This window comes from Pedobacter hiemivivus (assembly GCF_005144565.1).
Classification (GTDB): Bacteria; Bacteroidota; Bacteroidia; order Sphingobacteriales; family Sphingobacteriaceae; genus Pedobacter; species Pedobacter hiemivivus.
The window spans coordinates 225,933-251,739 of record NZ_SWDX01000004.1; the positions used below are offsets into that span (position 1 = coordinate 225,933).

The following is a 25,807-nucleotide window of genomic DNA, read 5'->3' on the forward strand; positions in this document are numbered from 1 at the left end:
TATATAGAAATGTCTAAGATCTATTATAAATCAAAAGAAGAAGTAGAACTCATTAGAGAAAGTTCTTTACTGGTATCAAAGACTTTGGCTGAAGTGGCCAAAGTCATTGGTCCAGGGGTTACAACCCAGGAACTAAATGATCTTGCAGAAACGTTTATTAGAGACCATGGTGCTATACCAGCTTTTTTAAACTATAATGGATTTCCTTATTCCTTATGTATTTCGCCAAATGAACAAGTAGTTCATGGTTTTCCTGGCGATTATAGAATTAAAGAGGGAGATTTGATTTCTGTTGATTGTGGTGTAATAAAGAATAATTTTTTTGGTGACTCTGCTTATACATTTTCAATCGGTGAGGTGGATGCGGAGCGGAAGAAGCTAGTAGATGTTACACAGGAATGCTTGAAGCTTGCAATTGAAAAGGCTGTAGTTGGTTCTAGAATAGGTGATGTTGGGTATGCGGTGCAGGCTTATGCTGAAGCAAATGGATTTGGAGTAGTAAGAGAATTGGTTGGTCATGGTGTTGGGGTGAAATTACACGAGAAACCTGAGGTGCCTAATTATGGCAGACGGGGGAGTGGAATTAAGCTTGAGGAGGGGATGGTTATTGCCATTGAGCCTATGATCAACGCAGGTACAGCAGGTGTTAAATTTTGGTCAGATGGCTGGACAGTAACCAGTAAGGATAGTAAGCCATCCGCTCATTTTGAACACACTGTTGCGATAAAAAAGGGTAACGCAGACGTTTTATCAACCTTTTCATTTATTGAAGAAGTTTTAAAAGAAAAAAAGTAAATAATTAAATTTTTTTATTTAATTTTGCGTCCCTGTTTAATAGCAGCTAATTAAGTAAAAATCAATATTATATGGCTAAACAAGCCTCGATTGAACAAGACGGTGTAATAAGAGAAGCACTATCAAATGCTATGTTCCGGGTAGAACTGGAAAATGGCCACGAGATTATCGCTCATATCTCTGGGAAAATGAGGATGCATTATATCAAAATTTTACCAGGGGACAAAGTCAAATTAGAGATGTCGCCTTACGATTTATCAAAGGGCAGGATTACTTATAGATATAAATAAAATGAAAGTTAGGTCATCAATTAAAAAACGTAGTGCTGATTGCAAGGTTATTCGTCGTAAAGGTAAACTTTACGTTATAAACAAGAAAAACCCTAAATTTAAGCAACGTCAAGGTTAAGACATTATTGAAGTATGATATAGATTGGATGTACAGGTTACTCAATCTGTACTGCATTCAGATAATCAAACATTAGTATAAAATATGGCAAGGATATCAGGTATTGATTTACCAAGAAACAAAAGAGGCGAGATTGGATTAACCTATATCTTCGGAGTAGGTAGATCAACTGCACAACGTATATTGACGGAAGCAGGTATCGATTTAAACAAGAAAGTACAAGATTGGTCTGATGATGAGTTATCAGCAATCCGTACCATCATTAACGACAGCATTAAAGTAGAAGGTGCTTTGCGTTCAGAGGTTCAATTGAACATTAAACGTTTAATGGATATCGGATGTTACCGTGGTTTACGTCACAGAAAAGGTTTGCCTGTACGTGGTCAACGTACTAAGAACAACTCTCGTACACGTAAAGGCAAGAGAAAAACAGTTGCAAACAAGAAAAAAGCTACTAAATAAAATTAGTACTGAATAATAATTATGGCTAAGAGTAAAAAAGTTACCAAAAAGCGTATTGTTGTTATTGAGCCTGTTGGACAGGCACACATCAATGCTACGTTTAACAATATCATTGTTACCTTAACAAATAACAATGGTCAAACTATTTCATGGTCTTCTGCAGGTAAAATGGGATTCAAGGGTTCTAAAAAGAACACTCCATATGCGGCAGGTCAAGCTGCATCTGATTGCGGTAAAGTAGCATTTGACTTAGGTCTACGTAAAGTAGAGGTTTTTGTTAAAGGTCCTGGTTCTGGTCGTGAATCTGCAATTAGAACATTGCAAGTTTCAGGTATCGAAGTAACCTCGATCAAAGATATTACACCGCTTCCACACAATGGATGTCGTCCTCCTAAGAAGAGAAGAGTTTAATTTATTAATTTTTAAAGCTAAGAGTCTGCAGCGTAAGGTTGCATGATACTTTAAAACAAAAAGCAATGGCAAGATATACAGGACCAAAGTCCAAAATCGCCCGTAAATTCAGAGAACCAATTTTTGGTCCTGATAAAGTACTAGACAGAAAAAACTACCCTCCTGGGCAACATGGTGCTTCAAAAAGAAGAGGTAAGCAGTCTGAGTACGCCGTACAGTTAATGGAAAAGCAAAAAGTGAAATATACTTATGGTGTATTAGAGCGTCAATTCCGTAACTTATTTACTAAAGCGTCAGCACGCGGAGGTATTACAGGTGATAACTTATTACAATTATTAGAAGCTCGTTTAGATAACACAGTTTACAGATTAGGTATTGCTACAACACGTTCAGCTGCTCGTCAGTTAGTTAGCCATAAACACGTGACAGTTAACGGTGAGGTAGTAAATATACCATCATATCAATTGAAATCTGGTGATGTTATCGCTGTGCGCGAAAAGTCTAAAACTTTAGAAGCTATTACTAATTCAGTAGCTGGTAGAGTAATCAATAAATTCAATTGGTTAGACTGGAACGCAAGTGAATTAACAGGAAAGTTCTTAACTTATCCTAATCGCGACGAGATACCAGAAAATATCAAAGAAAACCTTATAGTAGAGTTATACTCTAAGTAATATATTTAGTTAATTGCCTTTATCGGCAATTAACTTTTTTACGTTACATAAATTTAATAACGATCTAAAAACATTATAAATGGCAATTTTAGCATTTCAGAAACCCGATAAAGTAATCATGCAGAAATCAACTGATTTCGATGGTACATTTGAGTTCCGCCCTTTAGAGCCCGGTTTCGGTGTAACAATTGGTAATGCCTTAAGAAGAATATTGCTTTCTTCTTTAGAAGGTTATGCCATTACAAGTATTCGTTTTTCAGGCGTATCTCATGAGTTCTCTACAATGAAAGGTGTTGTAGAAGATTTAACAGAAATTATTCTTAATTTAAAACAAGTACGTTTTAAAAAATCAGGAGATGCTGGCGATTCAGAGAAAGTTTTTATTTTAATTAATGGACAAGATCAGTTTTTAGCTGGGGACATTACTAAATTCTCAAACAACTTCGAGGTGCTTAACCCTGATTTCGTTATTTGTAACATGGAGAAATCTGTTACTTTAGAGGTGGAATTAACCATTAATAAAGGACGTGGTTATGTGCCTGCTGAGGAAAATAAAATCAATGATGCTGTAGTTGGTGTGATCGCAATCGATTCGATCTTCACTCCAATGAAAAATGTAAAATACACGATTGAAAACTATCGTGTTGAGCAAAAAACAGATTATGAAAAATTAATATTAGATATTTCGACAGATGGTTCAATCCATCCTGAAGAAGCACTTAAAGAAGCTGCGAAGATTTTAATCCAGCACTTTATGTTGTTCTCTGATGAGAATTTAGTATTAGAATCTCAAGCTAAAGAAGAAACTAAAGAAGTTGATGAGGAAATCTTGCATATGCGTAAGATCTTAAAAACTGAATTAGTGGATTTAGATCTTTCAGTTCGTGCATTGAACTGCTTAAAAGCAGCTGATATACGCACTTTAGCTGATCTGGTTTCTTATGATGTTGCTGATATGTTAAAATTCAGAAACTTCGGTAAAAAATCTTTAACAGAGATACAGGAACTTGTTAAATCTAAAAGTTTATCTTTTGGCATGAACTTGTCAAAATTTAAATTAGACGAAGAATAATAAGTACAGAATATAAATAACAATATAGTTAATAGTATATAATTCCCTCGGATTCAATTCATAGAGACGGTATATACTGAATAAATCAAAAAATGAGACACGGTAAGAAAAACAACCACTTAGGAAGAACAGATTCACATCGTAAAGCGATGTTGGCTAACATGGCTTCATCGTTAATTAAACATAAAAGGATTTCAACTACTTTAGCTAAAGCAAAAGCTTTACGTATGTATGTTGAGCCTATTATTACAAAATCTAAAACTGATACTACACATTCACGTCGTATTGTATTTAGTTATTTACAAGATAAAGAAACTGTTACTGAATTGTTCCGTGATATCGCAGCGAAAGTTGCTAACCGTCCGGGTGGTTATACCAGAATCATTAAGTTAAACAATCGTTTAGGTGATAATGCTGAAATGGCATTAATCGAATTGGTTGATTACAATGAGGTTTATGGTAAAGAAACAGAAGCTGCTGAAAAGAAAACTACTCGTCGTGGTAGAAGCAAAGCTAAAGCTACTGATGCTCCTGCTGCTAAAGCAGAAGTTGCAGTTGAAGAAGCTCCAGCAACTGAAGAAAAATCAGAAGATAAAGGCGAATAATTATTCCCTGATTCAAAATACAAGAAAGCCCTGTCCGTTAGTCGGATAGGGCTTTTTGTTTATAAATTGAATTCCAACTGTTGATCTCCCGGTTTACTCTTGTAATTTCTAAGAATATTCCAGTGGGAGCGATCGTGTTTTAGTAATGTAAAATGGTCTACCGAAAAGTTTGCCTCAAAGCTTTTATTTTTGTATTCCGCATAGATTTGAGAAAACTGATCTTTCAGATCTCTGTAGGCAATAGTGATATGTGGGCTAATCTGGCTTCGCGGTTCTTTTGCTAGATCCCCAAGGATTTTTTTAATATTTCTGAATAGTTTAGTGATTTCTGAATTAACCAAGGCTTTTATAAATACGACCTCATTGCCAACGAATGCATCATAGTTTTCTAATTTCTGGGTAAATGGTTCGAAATTCCTGGCGGCCTCGAGGCTGTTGATCAACTGTGACTCAAAAACATCATCTAAGTTTTGTAGGAATAGGAGAGTAATGTGAACTGGTGGTCGTAGTGCTTTATAGATTTTGTATTTTTCTGAACATGCTTTTCGAATTTGATCAATTTGCCAACTTAATTCTGGAGGAGGTAAAATGGCAATTAAATAATTGTGTTTCATAAAGCCAATTTACTATAATTTCAAAAGGTTATCTTTGTGAAGTAATTCAAATTCATGTCCAATCAACTCCATTTACAACAATTTCAGTCGCAGTTAGCAGATAGTATTTCTTCCAATGTATTTTTAAAAGCTTCACTTGGTAATTACCAGGGGAATGAAAAGGAACTAAAAAATATTTATGTGCGTAAGGTGAAGATTAAGAGAGCAGATATGCTTTCGTTTAATTATCGTTATAAAACGAGAGACATCTTTAAGAATTTTCCAATTACTGAGGGGATTACACTCATCTCTCATTTTGTAAGTAATGACTTTAAAGTATGCACGCTGTTTACTACGGAAAAGGAAGTTATATTGGAGCATGGGAAGAAGCAACAAATCTCTTTAAGGGAGAAATTGGTAAGTACAGCTGTGCAACCTACGCTTGCCCATAATAAGGAAAAGAATAGATTGATTAAGCCAGCTGGAAAGGCTTATTTACAAGAATTGAAGATCACTGATCAAGAAGGCAATGTATTTAAAAATGCGCAAGACAAATATCGTCAAATCAACCAATATATTGAGATACTAAGTACACTGATTAAAGATCTACCTGCTGGTGAGATTAACAAGGTGGTAGATATGGGATCCGGTAAAGGGTATCTTACGTTTGCTTTGTATGATTACTTGCATAATGTATTAAAACTAAATACTCAGGTTACAGGAGTAGAAATCAGAGAGGATCTGGTGAATTTATGTAATGGTATTGCAGCTAGTTCTGAATTTAAACAACTTGATTTTGTTCAGGGAACAATTGAAGCATATGCGTTAGATGAAATAGACCTGTTGATTGCACTACATGCTTGCGATACGGCAACTGATGATGCTATTTTTAAGGGGATAAAGGCAAATGCCGGACTAATTGTAGTGGCGCCCTGCTGCCATAAACAGATCAGAAGGGAAATGGAAAAGAGTAAAGTTAAAAATGGTGTTTCTTTTTTAACTAAATATGGCATTTTCATGGAGCGACAAGCTGAGATGGTAACTGATGGACTTAGGGCATTGGTACTTGAATACTTTGGTTATAAAACAAAAGTATTTGAATTCATTTCGGACGCGCATACCCCTAAGAATGTACTTGTAGTTGGCATTAAATCTAAAGGCACTAAGGTAGCTGATGGTGTGTCGGAGTCTAGAAAAGCAGAGATTCTTGAAAAGATAAAAGAAACTAAGGCCTATTTTGGAATTGGATACCATCATTTGGAAAGATTATTTGCACTAGATAAATAGTCTTTATGTGCATTTCTGTCATACTGTCACATTTTTGTAATCGCTTTCGGACATAAAATTCGTTAATTATTCATTGTAAGGATGATTTTCTGCCAAAACTCAATTGGCACATTGCTTGTTAAACAGATATAAATAATAAAAGATTTCATAACATAAACAGAGATAAATAACATGTCAAAAATTATTGGTATAGACTTAGGAACAACAAACTCTTGCGTAGCCGTAATGGAAGGTAACGAACCTGTAGTTATAGCCAACAGTGAGGGTAAACGTACTACGCCATCCATTGTTGCATTTGCAGAGAATGGTGAGCGTAAAGTTGGTGAGCCGGCTAAACGTCAGGCCATAACTAACCCAACAAAAACAATTTATTCAATTAAGCGCTTTATGGGTAGCAGCTTTGCTGAGGTTAGTAAAGAAGCAGCGCGCGTGCCATATAAAGTAGTAAAGGGCGACAACAATACACCACGTGTAGAAATTGACGACCGTAAATATACTCCTCAGGAGCTTTCTGCAATGATTTTGCAGAAAATGAAAAAGACTGCAGAAGATTTCTTGGGTCATGAGGTAACTGAAGCCGTTATTACGGTTCCGGCTTACTTTAATGATGCTCAGCGTCAAGCAACAAAAGAAGCTGGTGAAATTGCAGGTTTAACTGTAAAACGTATCATCAATGAGCCAACTGCAGCTGCTTTAGCTTACGGTTTAGATAAAGCTCATAAGGACATGAAAATCGTTGTGTTTGACTGCGGTGGTGGTACTCATGACGTTTCTGTACTTGAATTAGGTGATGGTGTATTTGAAGTTAAATCTACTGATGGTGATACTCACTTAGGTGGTGATGATTTTGATCATATCATTATCGATTGGTTAGCTGATGAGTTTAAAAATGAAAATGGTATGGATCTTCACCAAGATCCAATGGCATTACAACGTTTAAAAGAAGCTGCTGAAAAAGCTAAAATTGAGCTTTCAAGCACTACTTCAACTGAGATCAATCTTCCTTATATCACTGCTGATGCAACAGGACCTAAACACCTTGTTAGATCATTAAGCCGTGCTAAATTTGAGCAATTGGCTAGTGATTTGATCAAACGTACAATTGATCCTTGTAAATCTGCTTTGAAAAATGCTGGTTTAAAAACAAGTGATATTGATGAGATCATTTTAGTTGGTGGTTCTACACGTATTCCTGCTATCCAGGAAGCCGTAAAAGCTTTCTTTGGTAAAGAACCATCTAAAGGTGTAAACCCTGATGAGGTTGTAGCTATTGGTGCTGCAATTCAAGGTGGTGTATTAACTGGAGAAGTTAAGGATGTATTGTTATTAGATGTTACTCCACTTTCTTTAGGTATTGAAACTATGGGTGGTGTAATGACTAAGTTAATTGAAGCTAACACTACTATTCCTTCTAAAAAAGCAGAAACTTTTTCTACTGCTGCTGATAACCAGCCTTCTGTAGAGATCCATATTTTACAGGGAGAGCGTCCAATGGCTGCTCATAACCGTACAATTGGTCGTTTCATTTTAGATGGTATTCCACCAGCTCCACGTGGAGTTCCTCAGGTAGAAGTGGCATTTGATATTGATGCAAATGGTATCTTACACGTAAGTGCTAAAGATAAAGCTACTGGTAAAGAGCAAAAAATCCGTATCGAAGCTTCTTCAGGTTTAACTGATGAAGAGATCAAAAGGATGAAAGAAGAAGCCGAGCAAAATGCTGATGCTGATAAATCTGCTAAAGAAGAAGCTGAGAAAATCAATGGTGCTGATGCTTTAATTTTCACAACCGAGAAACAATTAAAAGAGTTTGGTGACAAACTTTCTGCTGATAAAAAAGCGCCTATTGAAGAAGGTTTGAAAAAACTTAAAGATGCGCATGCAGCAAGAAACTTTGCTGATATTGATGCAGCTCAGGAAGAATTGCAGAATGCATGGAATGCTGCTTCAGAAGAGATGTATAAAGGTGGTCAGGACGGTGCACAGCCAGAAGCTGGTGCAGAAGGTCAGGCTAGCGGACATGCTGCTGATAATGGCGATAACGTTACTGATGTTGACTTCGAAGAAGTTAAAGACGACAAAAAGTAATCGTTGATTTCTATAAAAAGGAAAGGCCCTTGATCAATGATCAAGGGCCTTTCCTTTTTATAATTAAATGAAGATTAATTCCAAAGGTTTTCAGGATAGGTGCCATTTTTAACTAGCTCATCAATGCAGCTTTGTACAAATGGTTTATCTTCTTTATAAGTTACACCAAACCACTGGCTATCTGTTGGGATAACTTTAAAGCTTGCAGCATTATTTTTAACAAGATTCTCGCCAATTAAAGGAATAAAGAACTCCGCTTTAGGCTTATCTTTGTTCGCTAAAGCAAATACTTTAAACAAGTCTTCAGTTAGTTTAAATACAGCTGGTGTAAATCCCCAGAAGTTCATAGAAACAGGTGTATTATATTCTAAAGGATACTCTACACCATTTTCTTCATAAACGATAGCATCTCCTTTTTTATAAACCTGTGTGCGCTCAGTAATTTCTTCCAGGTAACCTGCATCACTAGTTTTACAAACTCCGCGGGAAACTGATCCAAAATCAGATAGCGTTTTTCCAATTTGGTAGCCAACGATAGAGTAATTACTATCTGTAGCCTCATTGTTTAAAAAGTCTACCATTTTACTGAAGGCATCAAAGCCATAATAATCATCGGCATTGATTACACAAAAGGGTTCTTTAATGGCATTTCTGGCAGCAAGGATGGCATGAGCTGTTCCCCATGGTTTTTCGCGATAGATTTCTTCTTCAATTCCAAACTGTTTTAAATCAAAGTTTTGGAATACGTAGTCCGTCTCAATTTTACCACTTAGTTTTGGCTCAAAAATAGCTTTAAAGTTATCTACAAATTCTTCCTTGATGATAAAGACTACTTTGCCAAAACCTGCCTTTATTGCATCGTATATTGAATAGTCGATAATGGTTTCGTCGTTTGGACCGAAGCCATCAATTTGTTTCATGCTGCCATAACGGCTCGCCATACCGGCGGCTAATATTAGTAGGGTAGGTTTCATTCAATTAAAATAATGAATTGGTTAATAATCAATGTAAACGTTAAAATTTTAAAGGGCTAAAATACATTTTTTGATTCATCTAAGAATAGTTTTTTAAGTTAAAATCCAAATATCCCCTTCCCTCCACTACTGCGCGGGTTTTTACCAGTAAGCATACCAAATATTCCCCGGACAATTTCTTTTCCTATTTGCCTGGTTATTGTCGCGCCCATGACTTGCTCAATGATACTCTTTTCTCCTTTTGCAGGTGCAGGTGCTTCCCCCTCCTCACCCTGTTCTCCTAATTTATCATTAACACGTTTGGTTAGTATTTCATAAGCGCTTTCAGGATCGACAGCTTCTGCGTATTTTGTAGTCATAGGACTGGCTTGAACCAAAGAATTGTAGTCTGCAAGTGCTAGTGGACCCATAATGGCTCTGGGAGGAGTAAGCATGGTTGCTGCTACCTCTGTTGGTATACCTTTCTCGTTTAATACGGTAATTAATGCCTGGCCAGTTCCCAGTGATGTTAATATTTCATCAATCTTGTAAAAATCCGAGCGGGGATAAGTATTGACTGTCTTCTTTAAAGCATCGGCATCATTGGGCGTAAATACCCTTAAAGCATGCTGTATACGATTTCCTAATTGTGACAATACACTTTCGGGTACGTCTGTAGGCGCCTGAGTACAAAAGAAGACGCCTATGCCCTTGGATCTGATTAGCCTGATGATGGTTTCGATTTGTTCTAAAAAGGCTTTAGAGGAGTTGTTGAATAGTAAATGGGCTTCATCAAAAAAGAAAACCAGTTTAGGTTTGTCCAAGTCGCCAGCCTCCGGCATACTGTAAAATATTTCGGCCAGTAAGCTTAACAGGTATGTAGAGTATAAAACTGGTTGGGTCTGAACATCAGAAATATTTAGCAAGCTAATTGTTCCTTTACCATCTACTTTTTCAAAAAGATCTTCAATATCAAAAGAACGTTCCCCAAACATAGCGCTTAGGCCTTGTTGCTCTATGGTTACTATTTTTCTTAAAATGGTACCTGAGGTAGCAGTTGATATTTTGCCATAAGTGCTTTTAATCTCTTCAGCGCCTTCATCTTCGGCCAGGTAGTTAACTAATTTTTTAAGATCATTCAGGTCTATAATGGGCATTTTATTGTCATCCGCATATTTGAATATAACTGCTAATACGCCGGATTGAGTGTCATTTAAATCAAGGATTTTGGCTAACAGGGTGGGGCCAAACTCCAAAACGGTTGCTCGCATTTGTGCACCAAGCTTACCTGATAATGAATAAAGTTCCAGTGGAAAGCCCGATGGATTAAATGGTTTATTTAGCTGTTGGGATCTTTCCTCAATTTTAGGGTTACTAACTCCCGGTTGGTTTAATCCGGATAAATCACCTTTTACATCTAACATAAAAACGGGTACTCCGGCATCCGATAGTTGTTCGGCAAGCAGTTGTAATGTTCTGGTTTTTCCTGTACCAGTCGCTCCGGCAACCAATCCGTGCCTGTTCATCATATGTAAGGATAAGTTTACTTCAGCGTCAGACAGTACCTCACCATTTAATATACCAGCACCTAAATAAATATATGAACCGGATGGTTTATACGAAGCTTTAATTTTTTCTGTGAATTTTGCTGATTGATCGCTCATAAGTAATTGATTTTTAACGATGATGTTATAAAAGTAACAAAACCCATGGAATTAAAAAAAGGAGGGGTGTCTGAAAAAAATCAAACACCCCTCCTTTTTTTATTAGCTAATATTATTTACCGTATCTGAAATCGTGATCTTTTTCGATGCTTAATAAAGCATGATAGATCAAGCTGATTACGTTGTCTACATCTTCCTTGTGGATCATTTCGACTGTGGTATGCATATAACGTAGTGGCAATGAAATCAGTGCAGATGGAACGCCTCCATTAGAATATGCAAAAGCATCAGTGTCGGTACCTGTTGAACGTGAAGATGCCTGGCGTTGGAAAGGAATATTATTCTTTTCGGCAGTTTCAATCAACAATTTATTTAGGTTGGTTTGTACTGCTGGGGCATAAGAAACCACTGGTCCTTTACCGCAAGCCAAATCACCCTGAGTTTTTTTATTGATCATTGGTGTGGTCGTATCATGTGTTACATCGGTAATGATCGCAACATGAGGTTTAATTCTGTGTGCAATCATTTCAGCGCCACGTAAACCAATTTCTTCTTGTACCGAGTTTACAATATACAATCCGAATGGAAGTTTCTTTTTATTCTCCTGAAGTAAACGTGCTACCTCGGCAATCATAAAGCCACCCGCTCTGTTATCAAGTGCTCTACCAACATAATAGCGATCGTTTAAAATCATAAATTCATCTTCGTAGGTAATTACACAGCCTACATGAACTCCGAGTTTTTCCACTTCATCTTTGGAAGTACATCCGCAATCCAGAAATATATTTTTAAGGGCAGGAGCTTCTTCTTTTTCACCGCCATGACGGGTGTGTATCGCTGGCCATCCAAATACAGCCTTTACCATACCTTTGTCAGTATGGATATTAACCCTTTTAGAAGGTGCAATCTGATGATCTGAGCCTCCGTTACGGATCACGTAAATTAATCCATCCTCGGTAATGTAATTCACAAACCAGGAGATTTCATCAGCATGAGCTTCAATTACTACTCTAAATTCGGCTTTAGGATTAATTACACCTACAGCGGTGCCATAATTGTCAATAAAACTTTCATCGATATATGGTTTTAGATAATCAAGCCATAATTTCTGACCTGGATATTCAAAGCCGGTTGGAGAAGGGTTGTTGATATATTTTTCAAAAAACTGCAGTGATTTTTTATTAACCACAGTAACATGATTCTGCTTGTCGTCTTTCTTTTTAGCCATTATTCTGTTTTTTTATTGTAAGCAAATATATAAAACCGGGGATAAGTCGCCGGTTAATTGTTTAGTTGTAACTCCATGGTGACAAATTCGATGCCCTTACTGATATGGGGTTGATCAGTCTGTATCATACCAAACTTGTTGTAAAACCCTGCGACAGAAACCCGGGCGTTACACCATAGTTTTTGTCCGCCCATTTCATTTACATAATTGATCACATGGTTTAGCAATATTGTCCCATAACCTTTACCTTGTCCAGTAGTTTTAGTCGCAAACTTTCTGAATTGGAAAATATCCCCTACGTTAAATAGGGAAACTACAGCGATAAGCTGATGGTTTGTATATAGTCCGAAATGTAAACCATTAGGATCATCAGCTAGTTTAATTGCATCAAAAGGTAAATGAGGATACATCGCCTCATGTCTGATGGGCCATGTTAAATCAAATCTGATCTGCTCAATTTGAGTTTCCAAATTGTTAGGCTTTAATTTTTATAGAGGTATATTTCCGTGTTTTTTACGGGGTGTATTTACAACTTTGTTTTCCAGCATTTTAAAAGCCTTAATGAGCTTATTTCTGGTTTGCGAAGGTTCTATCACCTCATCTACAAAACCGCGTTCAGCAGCACGATAAGGGTTAGCAAAAGTTTCAGAATAAAGCTTTTCCTTCTCTAACCATTTTTCTTCTGGTTTTTCTGCAGTAGTAATTTCTTTTTTGAAGATGATTTCAGCCGCACCTTTAGCACCCATAACAGCAATTTCTGCAGTAGGCCATGCATAATTTAAATCGGCACCAATATGTTTGGAGTTCATTACATCGTAGGCTCCACCGTAAGCTTTTCTGGTGATTACTGTAATGCGTGGTACCGTAGCTTCACTAAAAGCATAAAGTAATTTAGCCCCATTAGTAATGATCCCATTCCATTCCTGATCTGTTCCTGGTAAAAATCCTGGAACATCTTCAAAAACGAGTAGGGGGATGTTGAAACAATCACAAAAACGGACAAACCTTGCTGCTTTAGTTGAGGCATGATTGTCTAAAACCCCAGCAAGGTAAGCTGGCTGATTGGCTACAATACCAATGCTCCTACCTGCAAGACGGGCAAAGCCGACAACAATATTTTCCGCATAATCCTTATGTACTTCTAAAAAGCTCTCGCTATCTGTAGTCGCCTCAATAATACTCCGCACATCATAAGGTTGATTTGCATTTTGAGGCATAATGTCATTTAATGCCGGCCTATTCTCATTGGCCATTTCGTAAGGCAATTGAGCTGGTACTTCCTCACAATTTTGCGGCATATAGCTCAGCAATTTTTTTACATGATTGATGGCATCAAGCTCATTGCTACAGGCAAAATGAGTTACACCAGATTTGGTAGCATGTGTAGAAGCACCACCAAGTTCTTCTGAACTCACTTCCTCGTGTGTTACTGTTTTAACCACATTTGGGCCTGTAACAAACATATAAGAAGTGTTTTCAACCATTAATATGAAATCTGTAATGGCAGGAGAGTATACCGCTCCACCAGCACAAGGGCCCATGATAGCCGATAATTGAGGGATAACCCCTGATGCCTGAACATTTCTGTAAAAAATATCCGCATAGCCGCCCAATGAAACCACGCCTTCTTGTATGCGGGCACCACCGCTATCATTCAAGCCAATAACTGGAGCACCGTTCTTCATGGCCATGTCCATGATTTTGCAAATCTTTTCGGCATGAGTTTCTGATAATGAGCCACCAAAGACAGTGAAATCCTGAGAGAATACGTATACCAAGCGGCCATTAATATTGCCATATCCGGTTACTACACCATCACCTAAATATTTTTCGCGTTCCATCCCAAAATCGGTACTGCGATGCGTAACCATCATTCCGATTTCTTCAAAAGAGTTTTCGTCCATTAAAAAATGGATTCTTTCCCTTGCTGTAAGTTTGCCTTTTTTATGTTGACTTTCAATTCGGGCTGCACCACCACCAGCCAGAGCTTGTTGAATTTTATCTTCGAGTAACTCTATCTTATCCTTCATTAAAAATGATTTTATCAAATATTATAAATATATCTATTACCAACGATATTGCAACCTCATCGTAAATACATCATCCTTAAGATCATTTACATATTCAGGTAATTCAGTAGTGTTGTTTACAACATGCTCGTTATAAGCGGTTAATTTTATTCTTGGGCCAATCTGGCAAGTCATGCCATAGCCTAAAGTACTAAATTTAATATCTCCAGCGGTAGTGAAGCTGTTGGGCGCACCAATCTCACTTTCCTTAACATCAGTATTAGGATCGTAAACATCATAAGCTAATAATGCAGTGAACCTACTTTTTGCTATCCGTTGAGAAAGCCACAGGTAATATCCTGAAAATGGGCGCAGATATAGATCGGTAGCTGGTTGTGCCGCAAAACTCTGGCTGGCAATCGGACCTGTAATGCTCGATGTGCTGGCTACACCAGGTTGTGTACCTGCAACATATTCTGCTTTAAATGATGTAGCTCCGAAAGTATTGTCATACTGCATTTGCAAGTTTCCACCATAATAATTACGTTTTGCATTCGATCCTACATTATTTGGGCTTGTGTTTTTAACAAAGCCATTGCTTGTACTTGTATAATAGGTTTCTGTGTCATTACGTACCGAGCCTTTATAAAAGGAACCGCCAAAACCTATATGTAGTTTTTTGTTGGCGAGACTGTCAAACTTAAAGCCGAGGTTCCCAACAATATCTTTTTTAGTGTCATAATCTCTTGCTGAGTATCCACTTCCGTTAATTACGGCCAATTCGGCAGTTAAGAAATGGAACATTTTATGGTCTGGTCTAAAGGTAACCATAGCACCAATATCTCTTTCGCGGGGCATTAAGGTTTGGAATACTCTAGCTCTTTCCGGAAAATCGCGATATCCTGATGAATATACAATAGAGTATCCAAAAGGGCGGTTGAACAATCCAGCAGTAAACAATAAGTTTTTTGAATCAGGTCTATGCAGTTGTATAAAAGCATCCATTAATGCAACACCATTTTGTGTGGCATCAATTTGAAAAACAATACTTGAATATTTGTCAGAACGGTCAATTTTTAGTCTACCTCTACGGATCATGAAACGATCCTGTGAGTTTTTTTCAAAATTTCCACCAGAAAACGATGATATCCCTGGTGATTGTGCACGTTGATATTGCGTTTGAAGGTAACCTGTAATGGCAATTTCGTGTGGATCGTAGCTAGAAGGGGAGTTATTGCTCTGTGAAAATGCAAAAAACGGGCATAAAAGCAATAAACTGAATAATAATTGTTTCATAAACAGATGAAGGTATATAAGCGGCCTAAATTACGCTTAATGCTTCATTTTTCTATAAATTGATGAGTTGATTTTCAATTTTATACAAGTAAACTATTGTTTTATCACAACTAAATTACATTTTTATTACATCTTGATTTGCTAGTTAACCTATTTTGGAGTTATTTTTGAAGGTAGCTAATACTAAAACCAGAGATAAATGTTCCTAAGGAAATATCGTTTATTTATTATCATCGCCTTTCTTGGCATCTTCTCAGCGAAGATGATGATATCTGGTGCGCCTGTGTTTTTTAATCATATTGACAAAGAGATTATGAACGCTGTGATTATGCAAATAGAAGTAGAGCATAGCGGAGATGGCGAAAGCGGCAAATCAAAAGTAAAACTTTGTGATTTTAAAATCGATATGCACTACGACTATAGCTTTTCGGCTGTACTTAGTCATTATGGTATAAACAACAGTTTTATTAATCATTTTAAACGATACGTCGATCCATTCCACCCTTCGGTACCAACGCCGCCTCCTAACAGGTGCTGATTTTTTGCTGCATAACTCCCTCGTAGGGATAGCTATGCATTTTTTAAAAAATTAGTCACAACATTAGAATTATTTTTATGCAAAGTGGAAACTCAGTCTTTTCAAGATTGGAAGTGAAGAAGTATATATTAAAAAAGAATTTAAAGCGTGATTTGCCATCCAGTATCGTAGTATTTCTGGTAGCATTGCCTTTATGTTTAGGAATAGCACTAGCCTCAGGTGCTCCGTTATTTGCGGGTCTTATTACAGGTATAGTTGGGGGAATAATTGTGGCGAGTCTTAGTGGCTCGCAGTTAAGTGTAAGTGGTCCGGCGGCGGGATTAACCGCTATTGTTTTGGGTGCTATAGGTACGTTAGGAGGTTATCAAACCTTTTTACTTGCTGTGGTTCTTGCCGGTGCAATGCAACTTGTGCTTGGTTTATTAAAAGGTGGTACTATAGGCAACTATTTTCCGTCAAGCGTAATTGAAGGGATGTTAGCTGCAATTGGACTAACCTTGATTCTTAAGCAATTACCTCATGCGTTAGGAGTTGATTCAAATTTTTTTGGAGATGAAAGTTTTTTCCAAGGCGATAATGAGAATACCTTTTCCGCTGTAGGAAATGCCTTAAATCATTTTACCTTGGCGGCCGTAGTGATTAGTGGATTGTCTATCTTAGTGCTTATTTACTGGCCTAAGTTTAAAAAACTTAGTGCAATTCCTGCTCCATTGGTAGTTGTAATTTTAGGTGTTAGCTTAAGCTTGGTTTTTCAAGGTACAGGATATGCCCTACAGGCAAAACAAATGGTAGAAATACCAGTAGTAAGTGGCTGGTCGGAGTTTAAGAATTTGTTTATAGCACCGGATTTTTCGCAAATTATGAATGGAAAAGTTTGGGTAGTAGCTGCCACCATTGCTGTAGTAGCGAGTTTAGAAACTTTGTTAAGTATTGAGGCTGTTGACAAAATTGATCCTATTAAAAGAGTGTCGCCAACCAATAGAGAGTTAATGGCTCAAGGTGCGGGTAATATGGCTAGTGGTTTGTTGGGTGGTTTACCTTTAACATCAGTTATTGTACGTAGTTCGGCAAATGTAAATGCAGGTGGACGAACCAAGATGTCAGCAATTTTTCATGGATTATGGTTGCTTTTATCGTTACTTTTTATTCCAGGTTTGATAAATATGATACCTTTGGCATGTTTAGCTGCTATACTATTGGTAACAGGTTATAAACTTACACGAGTGGCATTATTTAAGCACATGTTCCACAAAGGTTGGGACCAGTTCGTTCCATTTGTGATCACAATCGTAGCCGTACTGCTTACTGACCTTTTAAAAGGCGTAGCCATAGGTATGCTATTCTCTGTATTTTACTTGCTACGTACCAATATGCGTAATCCATACTTCTACAAAATTCAGGAAGAAGGAAATAAAAAGAACATCAGAATTAAACTGGCAGAAGAAGTATCTTTCTTAAACAAAGCTGCTATTCAGGTCGTTTTAAATAACATTCCAAAAGAAACAAATGTGATTATTGATGGAACCAACTCCCGGTATATTGATCCGGATGTGTTGGAGACCATTTTTAATTATAAGCACAACGCTTATACAAAGGGTGTCATTGTCATGCTTGAAAACGTAAAGGAGCAGTATACCGTACCAAAATTGAATAATAAAGTCATTGAAGAAATTAATAATTAAAATATTATGTGTGCTAAATTAGAAAAACAAGATACAGACAAAATAACATACGAAGGTCTATTACAGGGAAATAAGGATTGGGTAGCGGAAACGCTTAAAGAAGATCCAACATTTTTCGCCAGACTTTCTGCTGGTCAGGCTCCTCCGGTTCTTTGGATTGGATGTTCTGACAGTCGTGTGCCGGCAAATCAAATTACGAATACAATGCCCGGTGATATCTTTGTACATCGTAACATTGCAAATGTAGTTACACATACGGATATGAATTTACTGAGTGTGTTGGATTATTCGGTTAATGTATTAAAAGTAAAACATATCATTGTGTGCGGCCATTATGGTTGCGGGGGTGTAAATGCTGCTTTGGGTGATAAACAGGTTGGTTTGATCGACAATTGGTTAAGGAATATCAAAGACGTTATCCGGATGCATGATCGTGAGATGCAAACAATTAAAGATCCTGTAAAGAGATCGAATCGTTTGGTTGAACTCAATGCAATAGAAGGTGCAGCGAATGTTATGAGTACATCTATTGTGCAAAATGCTTGGGCATCAGGTCAGGAACTGGCTGTTCATGCATGGGTGTATAGTTTAGAAACTGGATTGATTAAGGACCTGCAGGTAAGTGCTTCTGGGCCTGAAGATATTTCTCCGGTATTTAAAATGCAAGCCCAAAAATAGCAGAAAAATAATTTTAGCATTAAAAATAAAGGCTCTTAGCATGCTTCAATGCGGGAGCCTTTTTTGTTTAGTTTCGGGTAAGGTTATTGTCCTGGATATTATTATCTTAGATCAGCATATAAGAAATTAGTTTTAAACCAGATCAGAAATCTATAAAGATGAAAAAGGAAAATTATAAAGATTTGATGGCTGCCTATTCTTTGATAGGGTTGGTACCTCCTTTAGGTATATTGTTCATTGTTATCGACTGGCTAAAGGGAGCTAAAGTAAATGCAGCCTCCGTTATAGGTGTGTTTTTGGGAATTATACTAACTGTAGTATATTATTTGCAATTAACCGGTCAAATGTAGCTGTTCCCAGTCCATAAGATTTGATAACTAACAATTTTAGTTTAGACATACAAAAAACTCCCGGTTCATCGCCGGGAGTTTTTCTATTTTGAACAAAAAAAAACCTTCGGTTATTTTTTACCCTAAAAATGGATAACGATAATCCTTTGGCATATCAAAAGTCTCTTTAATCGCTCGTGGAGAAACCCAACGTAAAAGATTGATCATTGAACCAGCTTTGTCGTTAGTACCAGAACCTCTGGCACCACCAAAAGGCTGCTGACCAACAACTGCACCAGTACATTTGTCATTGATGTAGAAGTTTCCTGCCGCATTTCTTAAAGCGTGTGATGCTTTCTCAATCGCATAACGATCCTGAGCAATTACAGCACCAGTCAAGGCGTAGATAGACGTTGTGTCGATAATTTCTAATACCTGATCAAAGTCTTTGTCCTCGTAAACGTAAACCGTCAAAACAGGGCCAAACAACTCTTCGCACATGGTCGTATATTTCGGATCGTCAACAACTAAAACTGTAGGCTCAATAAAGTAACCTTTAGATTTGTCGTAACCACCACCGGCCATAATTTCTACGCCTTTATCTTTTTTCGCTTCGTCGATATATTTAGTCAGCTTATCAAAAGAGTTCTCGTCGATAACCGCATTAATGAAGTTACCGAAATCTTCTGTACCACCCATTTTAAAGGTAGCCAGATCACGTAACATATATTCTTTAACCTTTGGCCAGATGCTCTTAGCTACGTATACACGTGAAGCCGCAGAACATTTTTGTCCCTGGTATTCAAATGCACCACGGATAATTGCAGTACTAGATGATTCTGCTTCAGCAGAACCATGAATTAAAATAAAGTCTTTACCGCCAGTTTCGCCAACGATACGTGGGTAGGTTTTAAATTTATGAATGTTGTTGCCAATGGTTTTCCAGATGTTTTGGAAAACACCAGTAGAACCTGTAAAGTGTATACCTGCAAAATCAGGGTGACTAAAAATCACATCACCTGCATCAGGACCTGATACGTAAACAAGGTTAATTACACCATCGGGTAAACCTGCTTCTTTAAAGATCTGCATCAATACATTGGCTGCATAGATCTGCGTGTTTGCTGGTTTCCAAACCACTACGTTACCCATCATGGCAGCCGAAGTAGGCAAGTTACCTGCAATAGCTGTAAAGTTAAATGGAGTTAGGGCGAATACAAAACCTTCTAGTGGGCGTTGCTCAACTCTGTTCCATGATCCTTTAGGAGATACAGGAGGTTGTTGTTTATAAATATCGGACATGTAACTTACGTTGAAACGTAAGAAGTCAATCAGCTCACAAGCTGCATCAATTTCTGCCTGGTAAGCATTTTTAGATTGCCCCAGCATAGTCGCTGCATTTAACTTATAACGATAAGGACCAGCAATTAGATCTGCTGCCTTTAAAAAGATCGCTGCACGGTGTTCCCAAGCTAGGTTTTCCCAGTTAGCTTTAGCAGCCAGAGCAGCATCAATTGCTTGTGTTACATGAGCTTTCTCGCCCTTGCTGTATTGTCCAAGAATATGTTGGTGATCGTGAGGAGGAGTAACCTTGCCTTTATTGTCAGTATGGACTTCCTTACCAGCAATATGCATTGGTATTTCAATCTGTTTAGCACGGGCATCGGCAATAGCTGCCATTAAAAGTTCACGTTCTTTACTTCCTGGGGCATAACCCAAAATGGGCTCATTTACAGGAGTTGGTACGTTAAAAAATCCTTTAAGCATGATATAATAAGTTGTTTTTACAAAGGTAGTTTTTATTTTTATTAGAGTGGTAAAATGCTGCATTCTGTATTATCTTCATACAATGCGCTGATATAATTCTTATTTTTGAACCCTAAACATGATTAAATATCTAAGATTACTACTGTTCCCTTTTTCCATTGGCTATGGAATAGTCATTGTATTAAGAAATAAGTTATATGATCTAGGACTTTTTAAATCAACACGTTTTGACATTCCTGTAATTTGTGTGGGTAACCTGGTTGTAGGAGGATCTGGTAAAAGCCCGGTAACCGAATATTTAGTAAGCCTGCTTTCTGATCATAAGATCGCGATACTCAGCAGAGGATATGGCCGGAAAACTAAAGGTTTTATCCTGGCAGATGAAAGCGCTACGGCACAAACCATAGGTGATGAACCTATGCAATTTTATAGCAAATTTAAACAAATTACTGTCGCCGTTTGTGAAGATAGAGTGACAGGGATTAATCGGTTAAAAGACAGTCATGACCTGATTATCTTAGATGACGCCTACCAACACCGGAGTGTAACTCCAGGATTCAGCATTTTGCTTTTCGAATACCAAAAATTATTAAGTCCGCAGTTTTTGTTGCCTGCAGGGAATTTACGCGAACCTTTTTCGGGCTATAAAAGAGCACAAGCACTGCTCATTACTAAGGGGCCTATAGTAATTGCAGAAGGGGAAAGATTGAAATGTGTCGAAAGATTTAATGAAAAGGCCAAGAATGAGCTGTCTTTTTCATTTATTACCTATGGCGAATTAAAGCATTTGTTTTCGTCTGCCACACAGCCTTGTGCATCAATAACTTCTAACACAACTGTGTTTTTGCTTACTGGTATCGCCAACCCATTACCTTTAATTAACTACTTAAAGACCTATTCAGGTGCGATTCAGCATCATGATTATCCTGATCATTATCACTTTCGCATGCAAGATGTGATGAAACTTGTTCAGGCTTTCAATAACGATCCTTCGAAAGAAAAAATCATTGTTACAACAGAAAAGGATGCACAACGTTTATTAGATGTTAGTTTCAAAGAATTACTGTTAAATTTACCTGTGTTTTATTTGCCGATTAAAATAGAACTACAAAAAGAAGATAAAAATACATTTGATCAAAAGATTTTAGACTATGTTTCAAGCACTACACGAAACCGTTGAATATATAAAACTCAAAACGAATAATTTTCAACCTGAAGTTGGAATTGTTTTAGGGACAGGCCTTGGTGGCCTGGTTAACGAAATAGAGGTCGAGTACAATTTAATGTATTCTAATATACCTAACTTTCCCATATCTACACTTGAATTTCATTCTGGGAAGTTAATCTTTGGAACTTTAAGAGGTAAAAAAGTAATTGCCATGCAGGGTCGCCTACATTACTATGAAGGATATAGCATGCAGCAAATTACTTTTCCAATCAGAGCAATGAAGGCATTGGGGATACATTGTTTATTTGTTTCAAACGCTGCGGGGTCTTTAAATCCAAACTTTAAAAAGGGAGATTTGATGATCATTAATGATCACATCAACTTGCAGCCAGAAAACCCTTTAAGAGGACATAATGATGCCGACATGGGACCAAGGTTTCCGGATATGAGCCAGCCTTATAGCCGCAAACTGATTGATGCTGCTATGCAAATTGCAGAAGAAAACAATATCGATTGCCACCAGGGAGTTTATGTTTCTGTAACAGGTCCTAACCTGGAGACTAAAGCAGAATATAAGTATCTTAGAATAATTGGTGGTGATGCCGTTGGGATGAGCACCGTGCCGGAAGTTATTGTAGCTAAACACATGAATGTGCCTGTCTTTGCAATTTCTGTGTTGACAGATGAAGGCTTTCCAGAAGTGTTATTGCCAGTTAGTTTAGATGAAATATTGGAAACTGCAAGGACTGCAGAACCTATGATGACAAAAATATTAAGCCAGTTAATTTCTACACTGTAATGTATAAACGCATTGTTTTATTTGTTAGTTTGCTGTTTACCATTGGTGTTGGGCGATTGTGCGCGCAGGATTTAAAGACGACGGTTAGAGATAATAAGGAACTCGATTCTCTAAGGAAAAAAGAAGAAGGGGGATTGGATTCAGTCGTATTCACTTCTAAATATATAAGGTACACTACCCTTAAATTGTCTAAAGACAGCATCCAAACAATGGCTTTGGATACAAGTTTAAATGGCTTTCAAAATTTTAGCGTGTTGTTGCAGCCGCGTACGCCGACAGTAGGTATTGGAAATCTAGGCTTAGCCGCTATGCCTATGTTGTTTGAGCCATCAAAATCTATTGGTTTTGATGTAGGTTTCCATTCGCTCGATTATTACGCAATGACCCAGGATGATGTTAAATATTATCAGGCCAGAACTCCTTTTAGTAGTCTCTATTATCTTTCAGGAGGGGAGGCTGAGCAGGTTTTTAAAGTGATTCTCTCTCAAAATATTAAAAAGAACTGGAACATAGGGGCTAATTTTAACCGGATAGGCGCAAATGGGATATATCCGAGACAAAGAGGCGATGATCTTAATGGTGCATTTTTTACCTGGTATCAATCTCCTAATAAACGTTATAACTTATGGAGTAATGCCGTTTTTAATACTTTAAAAGCAATGGAAAATGGTTCCATTACTAATGATTCGGTTTTTACGATTCCAGCTAACCGCGTCATCAGTAGAATTGCTGAACAAGTAAGGTTAAATACAGCTAAACAATTATGGCGTCAGGGTTCTTTTTTTATAAAGCAATCTTATTTTGTTGGTCGGATAGACAGCTCGGCTCAAGAAATATCGGATAAGATATTGCCAACCAATAAAATTACCTACACGTTTAAGTATGATAAAAATGCTTATTCTTTTCAGAAGGATGAAGCAGACGATCGTACTGTAATTCCAAAAGGATACGCTGATAGTACATTTACGAATGATTCGACTAGTTATACGCGCATTCAAAATGAGTTTTTATATAGTTTCTTTCTGAGGGCAAAGTCAAGCGCCTTCATTAAAAACGAGTTGAAACTGGATGCAGGAATTAGACACGAGTATTATAACTATTCGCAATTGGCCCTATATAGGGATGGTACTAATTTTTATGATTATGAGGCCACCTTTCAAAATATGACTTTGCTAGGGGCGGCGGGATACCGATTCAGTAATCGTATTGATTTGAATTTGGATGTAGAACAGATATTTCAAGGACGAAATATGGGGGACTTTCATTATGAAGCTAGAAGCAATGTCTTACTAAGTAATTCAATTGGCCGAGTAGTTTTGGGAGCATATTTTGAAAATAAATCTCCGGCAGAGATTTATAACCGATATTTTGGTAACCATTACCGTTGGATCAATGATTTTGACCGAACAAAAACGGTTAATTTTTCTTTTAAATACGAGAATCCAAAATTGAAACTGGATGCTACGGCAAATTATTATCTGATTAATAATTACATGTATTTTAAAGCGAATTTACCAACAAACGGAGATCCAACCGTTGCTGAGGTTCTTTCTGTTACGCCAACTCAGCTTGGTACAAGTTTAAATCTGTTAAAAATTGCTGTTGGCAAGAAATTTACTTTTGGCAAGTTCCATTTGGATGGTTACGTTGTTTATCAGAAGACAGATAATCCAGGTGTGCTCCGTACTCCTGAGGTTTATACTTTTAATAGTTTCTATGTAAACCAAACTTTCTTTAAAGCACTTAAAACCAATGTAGGTTTTGATGTGAGATACAATACACCTTATAGAAATTATTCTTATTCACCTGCGCTTGGCCAGTTTTACGTAGGATCTGATGAAAGCTTTGCTACTACGCCGATTGTTGATGTTTGGGTAAAAGCGAGCTTAAGAAAGGCTAATCTGTTTTTGAAGTGTGATTATGTAAACCAAGGTTTACCAGTCAAAGGATATTACGGTGTTAATCGCTATCCAATGCAAGATAGGGCATTGTTCAAGTTTGGCGTACAATGGAATTTTTATGATTAAGTTTTCTGCGGTTTCTTTTTAGCCGCAGGAAATAATACATTGTTTAATATCAAACGGTATCCCGGTGAGTTTGGATGTAGGTTTAAATCTGTAGGAGGATCGCCTACCGCATGTTGATAATCTTCAGGATCGTGCCCACCATAAAAAGTAAATTGTCCCTTTCCAATTTCACCATTTAAATAGCGCACTTCTTCAGCTCCCTTGTTTTCGCCCAGTACGGTAACGTTAGGTTTCACCAGGCGCTTTCTAAAGGCTGTGGTTTGTCCCATAAAGCCTTTGATTACCTTGTCGTGGTTTTGAGTTAGCATTGTCGGTACAAGGTCCCATTTGGCCGAAAAGTCAAATAAGGTGAAGAAATCGTTGCTTTGGACTAAACTACGGGTTTGGGTGACATCAATATCCGAAAATTCGTAATTGGAAGGATTTAGATCAAGCTGAAAATCTTTAAAGGCGAAGGTTCTATTGAATTTTAACTTAGCCTGAGCTTGCGGATCTGCGGGGTCACCATCAAACATGCTTTCACAAATGTCAAGTCCTTCGGCACTTAAAGCAATGTCAAAGCTATCGGTTCCAGAGCACATGGCAAATAGGAAACCACCACCAGCGCAAAATTCCTTTATTCTTTTAGCTACTTCAAGTTTCATTTCCGAAACCTTTTTTAAGCCGTTGCGCTTTGCTGCGGCCTCTTGATTCTTTACATCCTCACGATACCAGGTTGCATTTCTAAAAGCATTCCAGAAACGTCCATACTGCCCTGTAAAATCCTCATGGTGCATGTGCAGCCAGTCGTAGCCAGATAGTTTATCTTTTAATACCTCATCATCGTATACTACATCGTAGGGGATTTCTGCGTAAGTAAGCACTAAGGTTACGGCATCATCCCATGGCAATTTACTCTTAGGGGAGTATACCGCTATTTTTGGCGCTTTTTCAAGCTTTACCATTTCCATGTTTACCTGTGGGTCGCTGATCTCGTTTAGGATCGCTGTAACTTTGCCGTCTGCTAAAACTTGATAGGATACCCCTCGTGTTTTACATTCATCCTCGATAGCTTTATTGTATTTGATTAAAAAGCTTCCTCCTCTATAATTTAAAAGCCAACTTACATCAGCTTGCTGTTTGATCCCCCAGTAGGCTATGCCATAAGCTTTAAGGTGGTTTTTTTGATCTTCATCCATATAGATTAAAATAGATGATGCTTTAAGCGCAATGCTAAAGAATAGCAAGAAAAATAATATACTTAATCGTTTCGAAATCATAAACCCTGGCATAGG

Annotated in this window: 26 protein-coding genes; 17 read left to right on the plus strand and 9 right to left on the minus strand. The window is 37.5% G+C overall.

The window, feature by feature from the left end; genetic code table 11:
• Positions 1-9 precede the first annotated feature (9 nt).
• The 8 genes from map (at position 10) to rplQ (ending at position 4,427) form a co-directional block, all read left to right on the plus strand.
• Positions 10-795 (plus strand): type I methionyl aminopeptidase, encoded by a 786-nt coding sequence (gene map / locus FBD94_RS11345; protein WP_131609984.1) that lies wholly within the window; start codon positions 10-12, stop codon positions 793-795.
• Positions 796-866: 71 nt separating this feature from the next.
• Entirely contained in the window at positions 867-1,085 is a 219-nt protein-coding gene (gene infA / locus FBD94_RS11350) for a translation initiation factor IF-1 (RefSeq protein ID WP_008244555.1), read from the plus strand.
• Between the two features lies 1 nt (position 1,086).
• The gene (gene ykgO / locus FBD94_RS11355) at positions 1,087-1,203 is read left to right on the plus strand and encodes a type B 50S ribosomal protein L36 (protein WP_008244551.1); all 117 of its coding nucleotides are present in this window, start codon (positions 1,087-1,089) and stop codon (positions 1,201-1,203) included.
• An 84-nt stretch (positions 1,204-1,287) separates the two neighbouring features.
• Positions 1,288-1,665, plus strand: coding sequence for a 30S ribosomal protein S13 (gene rpsM / locus FBD94_RS11360; RefSeq protein WP_090777426.1), 378 nt, complete (start codon positions 1,288-1,290; stop codon positions 1,663-1,665).
• A gap of 21 nt (positions 1,666-1,686) precedes the next feature.
• Positions 1,687-2,076: a 30S ribosomal protein S11 gene (gene rpsK, locus FBD94_RS11365; RefSeq protein ID WP_048907426.1), complete on the plus strand. Its 390-nt coding sequence runs from the start codon at positions 1,687-1,689 to the stop codon at positions 2,074-2,076.
• A 65-nt stretch (positions 2,077-2,141) separates the two neighbouring features.
• Positions 2,142-2,750, plus strand: coding sequence for a 30S ribosomal protein S4 (rpsD, locus tag FBD94_RS11370; RefSeq protein WP_131609983.1), 609 nt, complete (start codon positions 2,142-2,144; stop codon positions 2,748-2,750).
• Positions 2,751-2,829: 79 nt separating this feature from the next.
• Positions 2,830-3,822, plus strand: coding sequence for a DNA-directed RNA polymerase subunit alpha (locus tag FBD94_RS11375; RefSeq protein WP_090777424.1), 993 nt, complete (start codon positions 2,830-2,832; stop codon positions 3,820-3,822).
• Between the two features lie 92 nt (positions 3,823-3,914).
• Positions 3,915-4,427 (plus strand): 50S ribosomal protein L17, encoded by a 513-nt coding sequence (rplQ, locus tag FBD94_RS11380; protein WP_131609982.1) that lies wholly within the window; start codon positions 3,915-3,917, stop codon positions 4,425-4,427.
• 59 nt (positions 4,428-4,486) lie between these two features.
• Here the strand turns inward: rplQ and FBD94_RS11385 are convergent, their stop codons facing one another.
• On the minus strand, positions 4,487-5,041 hold the full coding sequence (locus FBD94_RS11385; RefSeq protein ID WP_136880274.1) for a 2'-5' RNA ligase family protein: 555 nt from the start codon (positions 5,039-5,041) through the stop codon (positions 4,487-4,489).
• Between the two features lie 54 nt (positions 5,042-5,095).
• Between FBD94_RS11385 and FBD94_RS11390 the strand changes: the two genes are divergently transcribed.
• Positions 5,096-6,307 carry a class I SAM-dependent methyltransferase gene (locus FBD94_RS11390; protein WP_136880275.1) on the plus strand — a complete coding sequence of 404 codons (1,212 nt, stop codon included), beginning with the start codon at positions 5,096-5,098 and terminating at the stop codon, positions 6,305-6,307.
• A gap of 171 nt (positions 6,308-6,478) precedes the next feature.
• Positions 6,479-8,395 (plus strand): molecular chaperone DnaK, encoded by a 1,917-nt coding sequence (gene dnaK, locus FBD94_RS11395; protein ID WP_131609979.1) that lies wholly within the window; start codon positions 6,479-6,481, stop codon positions 8,393-8,395.
• 74 nt (positions 8,396-8,469) lie between these two features.
• Here dnaK and FBD94_RS11400 read toward each other — a convergent pair whose 3' ends face one another.
• The 6 genes from FBD94_RS11400 to FBD94_RS11425 form a co-directional block, all read right to left on the minus strand.
• Positions 8,470-9,369, minus strand: coding sequence for a nucleotidyltransferase family protein (locus FBD94_RS11400; protein ID WP_136880276.1), 900 nt, complete (start codon positions 9,367-9,369; stop codon positions 8,470-8,472).
• Positions 9,370-9,467: 98 nt separating this feature from the next.
• Positions 9,468-11,012 carry a helicase HerA-like domain-containing protein gene (locus tag FBD94_RS11405; RefSeq protein ID WP_136880277.1) on the minus strand — a complete coding sequence of 515 codons (1,545 nt, stop codon included), beginning with the start codon at positions 11,010-11,012 and terminating at the stop codon, positions 9,468-9,470.
• Positions 11,013-11,124: 112 nt separating this feature from the next.
• Entirely contained in the window at positions 11,125-12,240 is a 1,116-nt protein-coding gene (locus tag FBD94_RS11410; RefSeq protein WP_136880278.1) for a M42 family metallopeptidase, read from the minus strand.
• 53 nt (positions 12,241-12,293) lie between these two features.
• Positions 12,294-12,710: a GNAT family N-acetyltransferase gene (locus FBD94_RS11415; protein ID WP_136880279.1), complete on the minus strand. Its 417-nt coding sequence runs from the start codon at positions 12,708-12,710 to the stop codon at positions 12,294-12,296.
• 18 nt (positions 12,711-12,728) lie between these two features.
• A complete protein-coding gene (locus FBD94_RS11420; protein WP_169472282.1) occupies positions 12,729-14,270 on the minus strand; it encodes an acyl-CoA carboxylase subunit beta in 1,542 nt (513 codons plus the stop codon).
• A 36-nt stretch (positions 14,271-14,306) separates the two neighbouring features.
• The gene (locus FBD94_RS11425) at positions 14,307-15,545 is read right to left on the minus strand and encodes a porin family protein (protein ID WP_136880280.1); all 1,239 of its coding nucleotides are present in this window, start codon (positions 15,543-15,545) and stop codon (positions 14,307-14,309) included.
• A gap of 199 nt (positions 15,546-15,744) precedes the next feature.
• Between FBD94_RS11425 and FBD94_RS11430 the strand changes: the two genes are divergently transcribed.
• The 4 genes from FBD94_RS11430 to FBD94_RS11445 all read left to right on the plus strand — a co-directional run bounded on the left by FBD94_RS11430 (position 15,745) and on the right by FBD94_RS11445 (position 18,793).
• Entirely contained in the window at positions 15,745-16,083 is a 339-nt protein-coding gene (locus FBD94_RS11430; RefSeq protein WP_136880281.1) for a hypothetical protein, read from the plus strand.
• Between the two features lie 77 nt (positions 16,084-16,160).
• Positions 16,161-17,765 (plus strand): SulP family inorganic anion transporter, encoded by a 1,605-nt coding sequence (locus FBD94_RS11435; protein ID WP_136880282.1) that lies wholly within the window; start codon positions 16,161-16,163, stop codon positions 17,763-17,765.
• A 6-nt stretch (positions 17,766-17,771) separates the two neighbouring features.
• Positions 17,772-18,443, plus strand: coding sequence for a carbonic anhydrase (locus FBD94_RS11440; RefSeq protein WP_131609971.1), 672 nt, complete (start codon positions 17,772-17,774; stop codon positions 18,441-18,443).
• A 158-nt stretch (positions 18,444-18,601) separates the two neighbouring features.
• On the plus strand, positions 18,602-18,793 hold the full coding sequence (locus tag FBD94_RS11445; RefSeq protein ID WP_136880283.1) for a hypothetical protein: 192 nt from the start codon (positions 18,602-18,604) through the stop codon (positions 18,791-18,793).
• A gap of 117 nt (positions 18,794-18,910) precedes the next feature.
• On the opposite strand, the gene pruA is transcribed toward FBD94_RS11445, so the two are convergent.
• Positions 18,911-20,539: an L-glutamate gamma-semialdehyde dehydrogenase gene (gene pruA, locus FBD94_RS11450; RefSeq protein WP_136880284.1), complete on the minus strand. Its 1,629-nt coding sequence runs from the start codon at positions 20,537-20,539 to the stop codon at positions 18,911-18,913.
• 118 nt (positions 20,540-20,657) lie between these two features.
• Between pruA and lpxK the strand changes: the two genes are divergently transcribed.
• The 3 genes from lpxK to FBD94_RS11465 are packed head-to-tail and all read left to right on the plus strand — an operon-like array spanning position 20,658 to position 24,533.
• A complete protein-coding gene (gene lpxK / locus FBD94_RS11455; RefSeq protein ID WP_131609967.1) occupies positions 20,658-21,719 on the plus strand; it encodes a tetraacyldisaccharide 4'-kinase in 1,062 nt (353 codons plus the stop codon).
• Positions 21,691-22,506 carry a purine-nucleoside phosphorylase gene (locus tag FBD94_RS11460; protein WP_131609966.1) on the plus strand — a complete coding sequence of 272 codons (816 nt, stop codon included), beginning with the start codon at positions 21,691-21,693 and terminating at the stop codon, positions 22,504-22,506. Before lpxK ends, FBD94_RS11460 begins: the two co-directional genes overlap by 29 nt.
• Positions 22,506-24,533 (plus strand): putative porin, encoded by a 2,028-nt coding sequence (locus tag FBD94_RS11465; protein WP_131609965.1) that lies wholly within the window; start codon positions 22,506-22,508, stop codon positions 24,531-24,533. The genes FBD94_RS11460 and FBD94_RS11465 overlap by 1 nt, the downstream gene beginning before the upstream one ends.
• Here the strand turns inward: FBD94_RS11465 and FBD94_RS11470 are convergent.
• A complete protein-coding gene (locus FBD94_RS11470) occupies positions 24,530-25,711 on the minus strand; it encodes an asparagine synthetase B (protein WP_205945280.1) in 1,182 nt (393 codons plus the stop codon). The two genes, FBD94_RS11465 and FBD94_RS11470, sit on opposite strands and share 4 nt — an antisense overlap.
• Positions 25,712-25,807 lie beyond the last annotated feature (96 nt).

What these genes read in the sequence shown, in the direction of transcription:
- map (WP_131609984.1), top strand. Translation starts at nt 10, where the DNA reads ATGTCTAAGATCTATTATAAATCAAAAGAAGAAGTAGAACTCATTAGA.
- rpsK (WP_048907426.1), top strand. Translation starts at nt 1,687, where the DNA reads ATGGCTAAGAGTAAAAAAGTTACCAAAAAGCGTATTGTTGTTATTGAG.
- infA (WP_008244555.1), top strand. Translation starts at nt 867, where the DNA reads ATGGCTAAACAAGCCTCGATTGAACAAGACGGTGTAATAAGAGAAGCA.
- FBD94_RS11430 (WP_136880281.1), top strand. Translation starts at nt 15,745, where the DNA reads ATGTTCCTAAGGAAATATCGTTTATTTATTATCATCGCCTTTCTTGGC.
- FBD94_RS11410 (WP_136880278.1), bottom strand. Translation starts at nt 12,240, where the DNA reads ATGGCTAAAAAGAAAGACGACAAGCAGAATCATGTTACTGTGGTTAAT.
- FBD94_RS11405 (WP_136880277.1), bottom strand. Translation starts at nt 11,012, where the DNA reads ATGAGCGATCAATCAGCAAAATTCACAGAAAAAATTAAAGCTTCGTAT.
- FBD94_RS11425 (WP_136880280.1), bottom strand. Translation starts at nt 15,545, where the DNA reads ATGAAACAATTATTATTCAGTTTATTGCTTTTATGCCCGTTTTTTGCA.
- FBD94_RS11460 (WP_131609966.1), top strand. Translation starts at nt 21,691, where the DNA reads ATGTTTCAAGCACTACACGAAACCGTTGAATATATAAAACTCAAAACG.
- dnaK (WP_131609979.1), top strand. Translation starts at nt 6,479, where the DNA reads ATGTCAAAAATTATTGGTATAGACTTAGGAACAACAAACTCTTGCGTA.
- FBD94_RS11435 (WP_136880282.1), top strand. Translation starts at nt 16,161, where the DNA reads ATGCAAAGTGGAAACTCAGTCTTTTCAAGATTGGAAGTGAAGAAGTAT.
- FBD94_RS11440 (WP_131609971.1), top strand. Translation starts at nt 17,772, where the DNA reads ATGTGTGCTAAATTAGAAAAACAAGATACAGACAAAATAACATACGAA.
- FBD94_RS11385 (WP_136880274.1), bottom strand. Translation starts at nt 5,041, where the DNA reads ATGAAACACAATTATTTAATTGCCATTTTACCTCCTCCAGAATTAAGT.
- rpsD (WP_131609983.1), top strand. Translation starts at nt 2,142, where the DNA reads ATGGCAAGATATACAGGACCAAAGTCCAAAATCGCCCGTAAATTCAGA.
- FBD94_RS11400 (WP_136880276.1), bottom strand. Translation starts at nt 9,369, where the DNA reads ATGAAACCTACCCTACTAATATTAGCCGCCGGTATGGCGAGCCGTTAT.
- lpxK (WP_131609967.1), top strand. Translation starts at nt 20,658, where the DNA reads ATGATTAAATATCTAAGATTACTACTGTTCCCTTTTTCCATTGGCTAT.
- rplQ (WP_131609982.1), top strand. Translation starts at nt 3,915, where the DNA reads ATGAGACACGGTAAGAAAAACAACCACTTAGGAAGAACAGATTCACAT.
- FBD94_RS11375 (WP_090777424.1), top strand. Translation starts at nt 2,830, where the DNA reads ATGGCAATTTTAGCATTTCAGAAACCCGATAAAGTAATCATGCAGAAA.
- FBD94_RS11445 (WP_136880283.1), top strand. Translation starts at nt 18,602, where the DNA reads ATGAAAAAGGAAAATTATAAAGATTTGATGGCTGCCTATTCTTTGATA.
- FBD94_RS11420 (WP_169472282.1), bottom strand. Translation starts at nt 14,270, where the DNA reads ATGAAGGATAAGATAGAGTTACTCGAAGATAAAATTCAACAAGCTCTG.
- FBD94_RS11390 (WP_136880275.1), top strand. Translation starts at nt 5,096, where the DNA reads ATGTCCAATCAACTCCATTTACAACAATTTCAGTCGCAGTTAGCAGAT.
- FBD94_RS11465 (WP_131609965.1), top strand. Translation starts at nt 22,506, where the DNA reads ATGTATAAACGCATTGTTTTATTTGTTAGTTTGCTGTTTACCATTGGT.
- ykgO (WP_008244551.1), top strand. Translation starts at nt 1,087, where the DNA reads ATGAAAGTTAGGTCATCAATTAAAAAACGTAGTGCTGATTGCAAGGTT.
- rpsM (WP_090777426.1), top strand. Translation starts at nt 1,288, where the DNA reads ATGGCAAGGATATCAGGTATTGATTTACCAAGAAACAAAAGAGGCGAG.
- pruA (WP_136880284.1), bottom strand. Translation starts at nt 20,539, where the DNA reads ATGCTTAAAGGATTTTTTAACGTACCAACTCCTGTAAATGAGCCCATT.
- FBD94_RS11470 (WP_205945280.1), bottom strand. Translation starts at nt 25,711, where the DNA reads ATGGATGAAGATCAAAAAAACCACCTTAAAGCTTATGGCATAGCCTAC.